Origin of the sequence: Arthrobacter sp. BE255 (genome assembly GCF_031457335.1) — a bacterium.
GTDB lineage: Bacteria > Actinomycetota > Actinomycetes > Actinomycetales > Micrococcaceae > Arthrobacter.
In genome coordinates, this window is record NZ_JAVDWK010000002.1 from 500,552 (window position 1) to 513,919 (window position 13,368).

General features: G+C 68.0%; 7 protein-coding genes. 3 read left to right on the top strand and 4 right to left on the bottom strand.

What is annotated here, in order from left to right; all coding sequences use genetic code 11:
* Positions 1–54: 54 nt before the first annotated feature.
* Both J2X42_RS05510 and J2X42_RS05515 read right to left on the bottom strand, forming a co-directional pair.
* Positions 55–2,997, bottom strand: coding sequence for a glycoside hydrolase family 2 TIM barrel-domain containing protein (locus J2X42_RS05510; RefSeq protein WP_310163035.1), 2,943 nt, complete (start codon positions 2,995–2,997; stop codon positions 55–57).
* 12 nt (positions 2,998–3,009) lie between these two features.
* Entirely contained in the window at positions 3,010–4,551 is a 1,542-nt protein-coding gene (locus tag J2X42_RS05515) for a DUF4038 domain-containing protein (protein WP_310163037.1), read from the bottom strand.
* A gap of 206 nt (positions 4,552–4,757) precedes the next feature.
* On the opposite strand from J2X42_RS05515, the gene J2X42_RS05520 reads away from it, so the two are divergent.
* Entirely contained in the window at positions 4,758–7,391 is a 2,634-nt protein-coding gene (locus J2X42_RS05520; RefSeq protein WP_310163039.1) for a glycoside hydrolase family 78 protein, read from the top strand.
* Between the two features lie 41 nt (positions 7,392–7,432).
* On the opposite strand, the gene J2X42_RS05525 is transcribed toward J2X42_RS05520, so the two are convergent.
* Together J2X42_RS05525 and J2X42_RS05530 are read right to left on the bottom strand one after the other, a co-directional pair.
* Positions 7,433–8,443 (bottom strand): LacI family DNA-binding transcriptional regulator, encoded by a 1,011-nt coding sequence (locus tag J2X42_RS05525; protein ID WP_310163041.1) that lies wholly within the window; start codon positions 8,441–8,443, stop codon positions 7,433–7,435.
* A 3-nt stretch (positions 8,444–8,446) separates the two neighbouring features.
* Positions 8,447–9,493, bottom strand: coding sequence for a D-2-hydroxyacid dehydrogenase (locus J2X42_RS05530; RefSeq protein WP_310163043.1), 1,047 nt, complete (start codon positions 9,491–9,493; stop codon positions 8,447–8,449).
* A 289-nt stretch (positions 9,494–9,782) separates the two neighbouring features.
* Between J2X42_RS05530 and rsgA the strand changes: the two genes are divergently transcribed.
* Together rsgA and J2X42_RS05540 are read left to right on the top strand one after the other, a co-directional pair.
* The gene (gene rsgA, locus J2X42_RS05535; RefSeq protein ID WP_310163045.1) at positions 9,783–10,943 is read left to right on the top strand and encodes a ribosome small subunit-dependent GTPase A; all 1,161 of its coding nucleotides are present in this window, start codon (positions 9,783–9,785) and stop codon (positions 10,941–10,943) included.
* A 131-nt stretch (positions 10,944–11,074) separates the two neighbouring features.
* On the top strand, positions 11,075–13,357 hold the full coding sequence (locus tag J2X42_RS05540) for a beta-L-arabinofuranosidase domain-containing protein (protein WP_310163047.1): 2,283 nt from the start codon (positions 11,075–11,077) through the stop codon (positions 13,355–13,357).
* Positions 13,358–13,368 lie beyond the last annotated feature (11 nt).

The window sequence follows — 13,368 nt, forward strand, 5'->3', positions numbered from 1 at the left end:
GAGTAACCGGGGGCGGCGTGCGAAGTTGGCACGCCGCCCCCGTCTCTTCCTGCCCTAGACGGTGAAGAGTACGCTCCAGGTGGCCGCTTCGCGCGGAAGCCGGTACTGGCCGGGCAGGGCTGGCCCGCAGGCGGCGGATCCCAGGCCGAGCTGGGCCCGGTCGACGTTCAGCCAGACCTTGCCGGAGTCGGCCAGGTCGTGGGGGTGCCGGGCGCGTTCGAGTGCCTCGCTGGTCCAGCGCCGTGCCGTGAAGTCGAACAGCGGGTCGCCTTCAACCCGCAGAGTGGGCAGCCCGGCGCCGGAGAGCTCCAGCCAGCGTGTTTCCACGTGGTTGCCGTTTTCCTGGGGCACCGGATAACCGACCTGCAGGGCGTCGACACTGGACGCGTATGTCCCGACGGCGGCGGCTTCTTGTGAATCGGCGTATGACTCGCCCGGTCCGCGCCCGAACCAGCGCACGTCCCTGTAGGCGCCGGGGAGGCCAAGCCGGAGTCCCAGCCGGGGCAGCACGATGTCTCGGTGCTGGTATGGGGTATCCGCCCACGGGCCGGTGAATTCCACCGAAACCTCCAGCCGGATCCCGGAGCCGTCCGCGGTCCAGTCGAACAGGTACTCAATGGCGTGCGGGTGGGTGGCCGCGGCGCAGCGGCCGGCCACCCGAAGGCGATCCCCGTCGGTCTCGATACGGTCGGTCCGGCGCAGCATCCGGTCCATTCCGACGGCGGACCACACGGCCGCGAGGTTATTGTTGCCGCCCTGCCCGCGGTCATTCTCGGTGGGGGCCCGGTAGACGTCGAGCCGCGGACCATCAAGCTCCAGCCCGCCGAGCCGCATGAGCCCGCCCGACACCGGGTTGAAGACCGCATCACCAAGCCGCAGCCCGCCGTCGGACGACACAGAATGCCGGGCGGACACAGGCACCCGCAAGGGTTCCACGGGCCGTTGCCGGGGACGGACGGCCAAGGCACCCTGGGACCACGCAACCCGGTGCCCGGCCGGAGCCCACGCGGTGTCCTCCTTCAGTGCCGCCTCGATGGTGAGCCACCACTCGCCCGGTTCATCACCGGGGGCTACCGGGCACGGCACCGTGACGCTCTGCCCCGCGGCGACGGCCGGGACGGCGAGGACGCCGTTGCCGCGCGGGACACCATCGAGCTCAAGGCGCCAGCTGAAACCCAGGTGCTCGAGCCCGACGGCGTCGTGGTCGTTCCGGATCCCGATGGCCTCTCCGACGGAGATCTCCACAGGCTGGAGCACTTTCTTCAGCTCGGCCAGGCCGGGTGACGGCGTCCGGTCCGAAAAAACCAGCCCGTCCAGGCAGTAGCGGCCGCCGTTGGGTCGATAGTCAACATCCGAGCCGTGCATGATGAACTCACGGCCGGCGGCGTCCCGGTGCGTGAAACCGTGGTCGATCCATTCCCACACAAAGCCGCCGCAGAACCTCTCGTGGGCCTTCAGGATGCGGTGGTAGTCCAGCAGCGAACCAGGACCGTTGCCCATCGCATGGGCGTACTCACAGAGTAGGAACGGCAGCGAGCGCCGGCGCGCATCGTCGTCGTCGGTGATTCCTTCGGGCCGTGGATCCTCGCGCCGGCCGATCTGCTCCAGAAGCTCCAGCGATGGGTACATCAGCGATGCGAAGTCGGAGTTGCGGTAGCTGGGGTCGCGTTCATAGTGGAGGGGACGCGACGGGTCACGGTCGCGGATCCAGGCTTCCACAGCGTCGAAATTTTCGCCCACCCAGCTCTCGTTTGCCAGGGACCAGGCCACGACGCTGGGGCTGTTCTTGTCGCGCTCCACCATGCGGCGGGTGCGGTCGCGCATGGCCGGAACCCAGCGGGGGTCCGCCGGCGGGTTGCCCTCCCAGCCGGCGTAGATGAAGCCGTGCGTCTCAAGGTCGGATTCCTCCACCACCCAGAGGCCGTACTCGTCACACAGACGGATGAACTCCGGGTGCGGAGGATAGTGGCTGGTGCGGACGGCGTTGATGTTGTGCTGCTTCATCAGCACGATGTCGCGCACCATCGTTTCCCGGTCGAGCGTGCGGCCCGTGTCCGGGTGGTGTTCATGGCGGTTCACACCACGGAAGAACACCCGCCTGCCGTTGGCCAGCAGCACGCCATCGACGATCTCCACAGTGCGGAACCCGATCCTCAGCTCAACCGTCTCGCCCCCGGAGGCGAGCGTTCCCCGGTAAAGCCGCGGTGATTCGGCACTCCACGGCTGAACGGACACGGTGGCGGATTCGCCGGCGGCCATGCTGATCCCCAGCTCCGGGATCTCCACGCGGGCCGCGGTCGAGGCGTCCACCCGGAGGGTGCCATGGCCGGTCCGGTGATCGAAGCCGGCGTGGACAAAATGGTCGTCAATGGCACCGGCCGGCCGTTCGAGGAGCTCGACGTCCCGGAAGATGCCGGGCAGCCACCACATGTCCTGGTCCTCCAGGTAAGTGCCCGAGGACCAGCGGTGGACGCGCACGGCGAGCACATTCCGCCCCGGCAACACGGGGGCGTCGAATTCGAAGGGCAGCCGGCTTCCGGTGGAAAAACCCAGCTCCTGCCCGTTCAGCCAGACCTTCGCGCAGGAGTCCACGCCCTGGAACCTCAGCACCGCCCGGCCCCAGTCCTCGGCCACGTTGAAGACCAGCCGGTAGTCGCCGGTGGGGTTTTCGGTGGGGACCCGCGGCGGGTCCAGCGGCATGGGCAAGGCGGTATTGGTGTAGAGCGGTCCCTCGTCCGTGCCGCGCAGCGACCGGGCGGGTCCGCCGGCCAGCGGGGTGACGGGTTCCAGGACCCAGTGGGACGGAACCCCGATCGTGTCCCAGCCGGCGTCGTCGAAATCCGGCTTGGTAAACGCGTCGCCGGTGCCCGCCGCAGTCGGCGAAAGCCGGAACCGCCAGCTTCCGTTGAGGCTCAGCCGGCGCGCGTTGCTGAGCGCATCCGCACGTGGCTCGCGGCGGCCGGATCCCGGGGCAAAATCGTCCCAATAGTTTGGCATTGATAGTCCTGTTCAGTGTGCGTCGTTTGCGGCGGATCGCAATTGCTGGACCCGGCGGATGCGAAGGGCGAGCGCCTCGCCTTCAGGCAGCGGGACGGGATCCGTCCCCGCAGCGAAGGCATCATTCCGCTGGACCTCCGTCAGTTCGAAGATCCGATCGACCGGCTTGATGGTCATGTTCCAGGTGTCGATCACGTCAACCTCGAAGCGGTCCCCGACCTCCAGTTGGATTCCCAGGCCCGTATTCGGCAGCCGGAACATCCACGACGCAGGAGCCGACCGGCCAAGGTACTGGATGTAAACCTGCCCTGGAATGCCGGCGACAAAACCTTCGTCCCACCAGTTATCGATGGGGTCCAGGCCGTCGCCGTCCACCTCGTCCAGCAACCTCCGCAGGAACCCGAGCCGTTCCGGACTCTCGCCCTGCAGGCGCCCGCCTTCGACGATGTGCAGGCTGCCGCCGTCGAGCACGAAGCTCTCACCGTGGGAGGCATAGCATCCCGACACCGTGGTGATCCAGAACTGGTGCACCAGGTCCCGGGCCGTGAGATGACCCCACCGCTCGGGGACGTCGCCTTCGTACTTGATCTCGTCGAGCACCACCGGCTTGCGGTAGGCGTCGCGGAACAGCGAAGCGCGGCCGAAGTCCTCGGTGGCCTGTCCGAGCTGGAGCGAGGCGTGTGTGACCCACGGCTGGTTGTAGTCATAGAAACGGACCCAGTTGTGGATGGACCGCAGATGGTCGTGGGGATCAGCTGCTGCAAGCCGTTCCCCGGCCGCATCCCACCGCGCCGTGGGCCGGTCCAGGATGTCGAATTCGTTGCACAGGGACCACCACACATTGCAATATGCAGAGAGCCGCGCCACCAGGTAGCGCAGGTAGATGGCATCCTCGGCTTCGGTCAGTCCGTCCAGCCCGAAGCGGCCGTTGTCGTAGGCGTTGTAGATCAGCACATCGGCCTGGATCCCCCGGGACTGCAGGAGGACGACGGCGGCATCGAGCCGCCGGAAGAAAGTCACTACCGGGCGGGTCACGTCGTAGCGACCGTCGGCGCCGCGTTCAAAGGGCAACAGCTCAGGGAAATGCTCCACATAGCCGCCCGCCTGCGGGAAGACCATAAAGCGCAGCTTGTTGAAACCGGCCTCAGCCAGCGGGTCCACCGTGGCCGCGAATCTTTCCGCGGGCTGGTGCAGCCAGTTGTACACGGTGGCCCCGACCGGCCGGAACGGCGTACCGTCCGCGTGGGCGAAATGGAACGTGCCGGCCACACGCACCGGCCCGTGCTCAGCGGGCGCCGGGGCGGCCACGTTAACACTGCCTGTCGCCCCGGAAAGTTCGGCGGACTCCGAACTGGTGGTCCAGGTCCAGCGGCCCTCACGTTCCGGAGCAAAACGCGCCAGGTAGCGGTTGCCGCCGTCCCAGAATCCGGGCACCCTCCTCACGTCTCCGGACTCGTGCTCAAAAACGGCGAAGAACGGCACACGGTCCGCGGGAATGGATTCGTCCGGCCCGGTCAGTGCGACGTCGAGCACCGCGTAGCAGGGATGCGTCATGGAGTGGTCCTTTCAGGTGGGCCAAGTGCGCCCTGGAACGCGAGAAGGTCGGCTATTGAACCGTATCAACAGATATTCCCATGAAACAATGCCTCCGTTGCAAAACTCTTGAAACGTGTCAAGAACTGCGCAATGATGGGGACGACCGCTTCTACAGTCCACACCCCAGACCTGGGCCGTCAAGGCCCGCCCCACCAGGAGTTTTAATGAGCATCACCGTTGGCGCACCAACGTTCGAACACCACCGCCAGGCCCTCGGCACCGGCGTCGCCGCGCCGCGGCTCTCCTGGAAAACCCAGGCGCCGGCCGGCTGGACGCAAGCCTCCTACGAAGTGCGGATTGAGCGCGAAGGCACCACTGAAACGACGCCGCCGATTGACTCCGCCGACTCCGTCCTGCAGCCCTGGCCTGCTGCGCCGCTGCGCTCCCGCGAGCAGGCCACCGTCAGGATCCGCGTCACAGGCGCCGACGGAACACGTTCCGCGTGGAGCGGACCGGGCACCGTCGAGGCGGGACTGTTGGAACCCGGCGACTGGAAGGCCTTGGCCATCGGCGCGGGCTGGGAGGAGGACCCGGCGTCGGACGAACGGCGTCCGCCGCTGCTGCGGCGCGAGTTTGCCGTTCGCGGCGACGTCGCCTCTGCGCGCCTCTACGTCACGGCCCACGGCCTCTACGAAGTCGAAATCAACGGCCAGCGCGTGGGCGACGACGCCATGTCACCCGGCTGGACCACCTACAACCATCGGCTCCGGTACTACACCTACGACGTCACCGGCCATCTCGCGTCCGGCCCGAACGTCATCGGTTCCTGGCTCGGAGACGGCTGGTACCGCGGGCGGCTCGGCTGGTACGGCGGCTTCCAGAACCTCTATGGCAACGACCTGTCGCTGCTCGCCCAGCTTGAAGTCCGGTACAGCGACGGCTCGGTGGAGGTCATCGCCACGGATGACTCCTGGCGGGCGGCGCCGAGTCCGATTGTCCGCAGCGGCAATTACGACGGCGAGCTGTACGACGCGCGGCTTGAGCTCGACGGCTGGTCCCGGCCCGGATTCGACGACGCCGGCTGGCATCGTGTTGTCGCCGCCCACCGCAACCCCGACACGCTCGTGGCGCCGGAGGGACCCCCCGTCCGCTGCACCCATGAGCTGACTCCTGCGGCGGTGCTGACCACCCCGAGCGGCAGGAAGGTCCTCGATTTTGGCCAGAACCTCGTGGGCCGCCTCCGCATCCGGGTTTCCGGCGTGGCGGGCGACTCGGTCCTCATCAGCACCGCGGAGGTGCTGCAGGACGGCGAGATCTACACCCGGCCGCTGCGCAGTGCAAAGTCGACCGACGAATACATCATGGCCGGGCGTCCGGACGAGGAATGGGAGCCGCGGTTCACTTTCCACGGATTCCGGTATGCGGAGATCAGCGGCTGGCCGGGCGATATCGATGCCGCCGTGGCCCGCGGCGACGTCATCGCCCGTGTCTATCACACCGACCTTGAGCGCACTGGCTGGTTCGAGACCTCGAACCCCAGCGTCAACCGGCTTCATGAGAACGTCCTCTGGAGCATGCGGGGGAACTTCCTCGATATCCCTACCGACTGCCCGCAACGGGATGAACGGGTCGGCTGGACCGGCGACATCCAGGTCTTCGCGCCCACCGCGTCGTACCTCTACGACGTCTCCGGCATGCTCTCGAGCTGGCTGAAGGACGTGGCGGCGGAGCAGCTTCCCGACGGAACGGTGCCCTGGTACGTGCCCGTCATTCCGGCGCACAAGATGTGGACTCCCATCCGCCCGGGGGCGGCGTGGGGCGACGTCGCAACGTTCACGCCGTGGACCCTGTACGAGCGCTTCGGCGATTCCGGGATCCTGGAAGCGCAGTACGACAGTGCGAAGCGATGGGTGGAGCTGGTGGAGCGGCTCGCCGGCCCCGACCGGCTCTGGAATGAAGGATTCCAGCTGGGCGACTGGCTCGATCCGTCTGCCCCGCCGCATGATCCGGCCGACGCCCGCACGGACCGCTACCTCGTGGCCACGGCGTACTTCGCCCGGTCCGCGGACCGCATGGCCCGGATGGCAGGGGTCCTGGGCCGGCGCGAAGATGAGGAACGGTTCACCCGGCTGGCCGCCGATATCCGCCGCGCTTTTGCCGCCGCGTATGTGCTCCCCGGCGGACGCATGACCAGCGATGCCCAGACGGCATACTCGCTGGCGATCGGGTTCGAACTGGTGCCCGAGGCCGAAATGGCGGCCGCCGGGCGCCGCCTCGCCGAGCTAGTCGAGGAGGCCGGGCACCGGATCGCCACGGGTTTCGTGGGAACTCCGCTGGTCTCCGATGCCCTCACCGTGACGGGACATGCGGACTCGGCGTTCAGCCTCCTGCTGGAAGAACAGGCTCCGTCCTGGCTCTACGCGGTGATGCAGGGCGGTACAACGATCTGGGAACGCTGGGACAGCATGCTGCCCGACGGCACGGTGAACCCTGGCAAGATGACCTCGTTCAACCACTACGCGCTGGGTGCCGTGGCCGACTGGCTCCATCGCGTGGTGGCCGGCCTGGCGCCGGGAGCCCCTGGCTACCGGCACATCGTGTTCCGGCCGCAGCCGGGGGGCGGGCTCACCCATGCTGCCGCGGAACATGAGACGCCGTACGGCCGGGCGGCCATCGCCTGGAAGATCGACGGCGGAAACCTGCGCGTGGACGTCACCGTGCCCACGGGTGCGACGGCGACAGTGCAGCTTCCCGGGCGCGCCGCCGTCGAGATCGGGAGCGGTGCGCATCACTTCGAAGGTGCGGCAGCCGCCGTCGACCGCGTTCCCCTGCTGGTCCGCGAAGCGTCCGCGATGTAGCCGCGGTGCTGGCCGGCACTGGACCGGCCAGCACCGGCACCTCAGGCGAGCGTGGAGGCCCGGACCATCAGTTTCGGCTGGAAGACGATCTGTTTGGCCGACTTCGTGTCATTGGCAATGGCCCTTTGGAGGAGTTCCACGGCTGCGATGCCGAACTCTTCATGCGGCGCCCTGACCGATGTCAGGGGGATCACCGAGGCTTCGGCGAACTCGATGTCGTCGTACCCGACGAGGAGGATGTCGGCAGGGACGCGCAGCCCGCTGTCGACTACAAGGCCATGCATCAGGCCCAAAGCCAGGAGGTCGTTGGCGGCGAAAACTGCTTCCGGCCTGCGCTCCGGTGAACGTTTGGCGATCTCGGCTGCCACCTCCCTGCCCACGGCGAGGGTCCGGCTGCCCACATTGATCACCTCAAGGGTGGCATCCACGCATTCGCGCACCGCCCGGCTGGCACCCTCGATCCGGTCCGAGATCTGCGGGACCCCCAAAGGCCCCCCGACAAAGGCGATGCGCCGCGCCGACTGCTCAATGAGATGCTTCGCTGCCAGGTAGCCGCCCATTTCGTCGTCCACCGACACGGACGGTTGGTCGCTGGCCAGCGCCCGCTGCCCCACAAGAACGCTCGGGGTGCCGAGCCTGCGGATGTGGGCCAGCCGGTCCTCGATGGGGCCATGCGATGCCACCAGCAGGCCGCGGACGCGGTGCGCCTGGAACATTTCCAGATAGGCGTCTTCCCGTTCCCTGCTCCTGTTGGAGTTGGCCAGGAAGACCGACAGCCCGTCAGCTGCGGCACGCTGCTCGACCCCCTCGGCAATAGTGGCAAAGAAGGGGTTGCTGATGTCCGGCGCTATGTACGCGATGGTTGCGCTGCTGCCACGCCGGAGCTGCGATGCGGCGTCGTTGCGCACAAAACCCAGTTCGTCGATGGCTCGCTGGATACGCTCGCGCTTTTCGGCGGACACCTTGTCCGGATGGTTGATGAAGTGCGAAACAGTGCCTTGGGCAACCTGCGCGAGCGCGGCGACTTCCCGGATCCCTACCCTTGCAGCCATGGCCTAGTAGAACTCGACGGTGTTGACCCGGTTCACGAGCGACTCTCCGTCAAGAAGCCGGGTCGCATTCGCGGCGAACAGCTCCGCAATGAGCCGTTCCTCGTCGTCGTTGATGGCCGCGGCGTGCGGGCTGATGAGGACGTTAGGCACTTCCCACAGCGGGCTGTCCGCCGGGAGCGGCTCCGTGTCGAAGACATCGAGCGCGGCGAAGCCGACCCGGCCGTCAGCCAGGGCCTCCACCAGGGCTGGTTCGTCCACGGTGGAGCCCCTGCCCACATTGACGAGCGTGGCTCCCGGTTTGACGCTTTCCAGGACCGTTCGACTGATAACGCGGTGCGTAGCCGTGGTGCTGGGCAGGCAAACCACGACAGCGTCCGCTCCTGCTACGGCTTCTGCCAGATGTTCCATGGGGAAGATCCGCTCAGCCCCCGGCACCTCCACCTGCCTGCGGTGGGCACCGATGACCCGCGCACCAAGGGCCGCCAGCTTTCCCGCCACTGCCCTGCCGATGCCGCCGAGGCCCACCACAAGGACGGTCGCCGAGGAAAGCTGCGTGAGCGTGCGGCGTTCTCCCCACGTCCGGGTCCGCTGATCGTTCAGCAGCCTGCCGAGGTCCTTCATCCCGGCCAGCACGCCAAATACTGCGAACTCTGCGAGCGGCTGCGCGTGGACGCCGCCTGACGTGGTGAAGGCAATGCGCGCCAGCTGTTCCCGGTCCAGGCCTGCAGCGCGGACCTGTCCTCCGCCTCCGGCAGGCGTCGTGTGCACCCACAGCAGCCGCCGGTTCGCCTCAACAGTGCGCTTGAGCTGCGACGACGACTGGTCCGGCACGCCGTACAACGCGTCTGCCGAGTCGATCAGCTTCTCGAACCGGGCCTGCTCTTCCGCGGTGCGCGTGAAGGCTTCGTCGCCCCGGTGGTCGCCGGGATATCGCTGCGGCGGCAGCAACGCCTGGTCGCGGACGACTTCCACGCGAGGCTCTGTCCGTTCAATGAGCTCGCACAGCTCCTCAGGCAGCGGGGTTGGCACAACAACGCGGAGGGTCTTCATGGGTCAACTCTAATTGAACAGCTTGACACGTTTCATTACATGAAGCCCTACCCAACGCCCGCGCCCGCGGCTACACTCGGAAACCGAGAGTCCGTGAGAGCATCCGGACACCGGGAGGGAACGGAGGTGGTTTTGATGACTGTTTCAGCCGTGCGCCCAGAGCGCCCCGCACCCATCAAACCAATCACCCCCGTCTCCAGCATCCGCACCGCCTAAGGCGCACCCGACAGGTTCTTGCCCGCGGGACTGCGCGCCCCCGGTGCCTGGGGACTTTTCCCGAGGACTCACCTTGAACAATTCGTCAGGCACCAGCCTGGACAGCTTTGCCGTATCCATTTCCAGCCACGACGGACCCGAAAATTACGGTTACTCCCCGTCCGTCGCCGAACACTTCGACTCGAACCAAACCGAAGACCATCCACACCACACGCCCGGCCGGGTGGTGCGCGTGGACCGCAACCTGGTCCTCACCGCCGTCGGCACGGAACTGCTGCACCTGCCCTATCCCCTCGACACCGGCGTGCCGGTCACGGGCGACTGGGTCTGGATCGGGCCCAACCGCGCCGGTGACCGCCAAATCACCGGGATCCTGCCGCGCAGGTCCGAACTCAGCCGGAAACGCGCCTTTGAAGACTCCTCGGAGGCACAGGTCCTGGCCGCGAACATGGACGTGGTGGGCGTGGTGGTCCCGGTGGACCGGCCGCTCACGCACAACCGCCTGGAGCGAACCCTCGTGGCCGCCTGGGATTCCGGCGCGGTTCCGCTGGTGATCATCACCAAAGCGGACCTGGCGGACGTGGCGGACGACGTCGTCGGCAAGGTCATTTTGCAGGCGGCGGGCGTGGACGTGGTCACCACCTCGGCCGAGAACGGCGACGGCATAGATGCGCTGCTGGCGCACCTTCCGCCGCAGGGCACGCTGGTCCTCCTCGGCCCGTCGGGCGCCGGCAAGTCCACTCTCATCAACGCCCTCGTGGGCCATCAGGTCCAGCACACCGGTGAGGTCCGCTCCGGCGACTTCAAAGGCAAGCACACCACCACGTCCCGGGAACTCGTACCGCTGCCCAACGGCGCCGTCCTGATGGACACCCCGGGCGTCCGGGGATTCGGACTGTTCGACGCCGGCGAAGGCATGGGCGAGATGTTCGGCGACGTGGAGGAACTGGCCAGCCGCTGCCGGTTTTCGGACTGCGCCCACCAGCTGGAGCCTGGGTGCGCCGTGCAGGCGGCCCTGGCGGACGGGACGCTGGACGAGCGCCGCTGGCACAGCTACGGCAAACTCCAGCGCGAAATCGCCGCGCTGGCCCGCCGCACCGACGCCGCCGCCCGCCGCGCCTACCAGCGCGAATGGCATCAGAAAGTGGTGGTCGCCGGGAAGTCGCAGCGGTCCGCGGAGCGCGACAGCTCCGAACGGAGGGACGAACAGCGGTCCAAACGCAAGCGGCGGTGAAAGGCGCCTGACAGGGGCCGCCATTGACGCGGGTCGGGAAAAGCCTTCAGGAGCCGCCCGGTTTTCGATAGGCTGAAAGCGCTTTCCCGACCCGCTCCTCCAGAACCCCGCGCCATCCCGAAAGGGCCTCCATGAGCCACCGCACGTCGTCGTTCCCGCTGTCCAGCATCCGCCTGCTTCCCAGCGAGTTCCAGAATGCCCAGGACGTGGACCTCCGCTACGTCCTCAGCCTCGACGCCGACCGGCTGCTGGCGCCCTTCCGGAGGGAAGCGGGACTTTCGACGGCGGCACCCGGCTACGGCGGCTGGGAAGCCGACGGCCTGGACGGGCACATCGGCGGCCATTACCTTTCCGCCTGCGCCCAGCTCTTCGCGGCCACCGGCGATCCCCGCGTCCGGGCAAGGCTGGACTACGTGCTCTCCGTCCTGGCCGAATGCCAGGCCGAGGCCGGCGACGGGTACCTGGGCGGCGTTCCCGGCGGACGCGCGCTCGGAAACGAACTGGCCGCCGGGACCGTGGATGCGGATCTGTTCACCCTGAACGGCCGCTGGGTCCCGCTGTACAACCTGCACAAAACCTTTGCCGGCCTGCTCGACGCTTACACCTACGCCGGATCCGCCCAGGCCCTCGCTATGCTGACCCGCCTGGCCGACTGGTGGCTAGGAATCTCCGCGACGCTGGGCGGCAAAGCCTTCGAGGAAATGCTCCACTGCGAGTTCGGCGGCCTCAACGACACCTTCGCCGCGCTGGCGGACATCACCGGCCGCGACGATTACCTCCGCGAGGCCCACAGGTTTGCCCACCGCGCCATCCTGGACCCGCTGGCCGCCGGGCGGGATGAGCTCGACGGGCTGCACGCCAACACCCAGATCCCCAAGGTGGTGGGCTACGCCCGGCTCGCCGCCACCACCGGAGACCCTGCCTCCACCCAAGCGGCGGACTTCTTCTGGGACACCGTCCTCACGCGCCGCACGGTCTCCATCGGCGGCAACAGCGTCCGCGAACACTTCCACGCGTCCGGCGACTTCTCGCCCATGGTCCAGGACGAGCAGGGCCCCGAAACCTGCAACACCTACAACATGCTCAAACTCGCCAAGCTCCGCTTCGAGCGCACCGGCGACCCTGCGGCGCTCGACTTCTACGAGCGCGCCACCTACAACCACATCCTCTCCTCGCAGCACCCCGAACGCGGCGGCTTCGTCTACTTCACCCCCATGCGGCCGGCCCACTACCGCGTCTACTCCAAGTCCCAGGAATCCATGTGGTGCTGCGTCGGGTCCGGGCTGGAAAACCACGCCCGCTATGGCGAACTCATCTACAGCCACGGCCCGGATGACCTCGCGGTAAACCTCTACATTCCGTCCGAACTGGACTGGGCAGGCCAGGGCGTGCACGTCCGGCTGGAGACGGACTTCCCCCGCTCGGACACCGCCACCCTGCACGTCACCGCCCACGCGCCTACCGCGTTCACTCTGCGCCTGCGCCGTCCCGGCTGGGCCACAGGAATGGAGGCCGACGCCGGCGGGCAGCTTCTGGAGGCGGGTCCCGGGAGCCGGGAACTCGCCATCCGCCGGATCTGGGAGGGAACCACAGCCGTCACCGTCCGCCTGGCGGCCGAAGTACGGGCCGAGGCCCTGCCGGACGGCTCCCCTTGGGTCTCGTTCACCTATGGACCGGTGGTCCTGGCAGCCCGCACGGGCGCCGACGGAGTCCCCGGCTTCGAGGCCCCGGACGAGCGGATGGGCCACGTCGCGGCCGGACCGAAGACTCCCCTGGCCGGCACCCCAGTGGTCACGGCACCAAACCCCGCTGACGCCGTCGTACTCCTGGACCGCACGACGCTCACGGCGGAACTGACCGCGGAGCTCGACGGCGGCGTCGTGACCGTTCCGCTGGAGCCGTTCGCCGGCATCCACGACGAGCGCTACACCCTCTACTGGCCCGCCGGACGTTCGGCTGCGGAGCGCACCGCCGGGCTGGCTGCCTTGGACGCCGACGCGGCCGGCGCCGCGGGTGTCCTCGACAGCGTCACAGCCGGCGAGCAGCAGCCCGAATCCGACCACCACTTTGCCGGCGAATCCACCCGGGCGGGCGGCAGCGACGGGGTGCACTGGCGCAGTGCCACCGGCTGGTTCTCCTACACCCTCGCCGGGCGCGGAGACGGTGCGGCGGTGCTGCGCGTACGTTTCCGCATCCTGGACGGCGGGCAGGAACGGGGACACGAGCTGCGCCTCAACGGCGTTCCGCTCGGCGAACCCGGCACCGCGTGGCGTAGCGTGGACGCGGACGTGCAGGACTTCATGGTTCCCGCCGGAACCGCCGGGACGCTCACTTTTTCGGTCCACGCCCTTCCAGGCACGGCCACCGGCGACCTGCTGTCCGTGCAAGTCCTGCGGGGCGATGCAACGTTGTAAAATATCCGTGA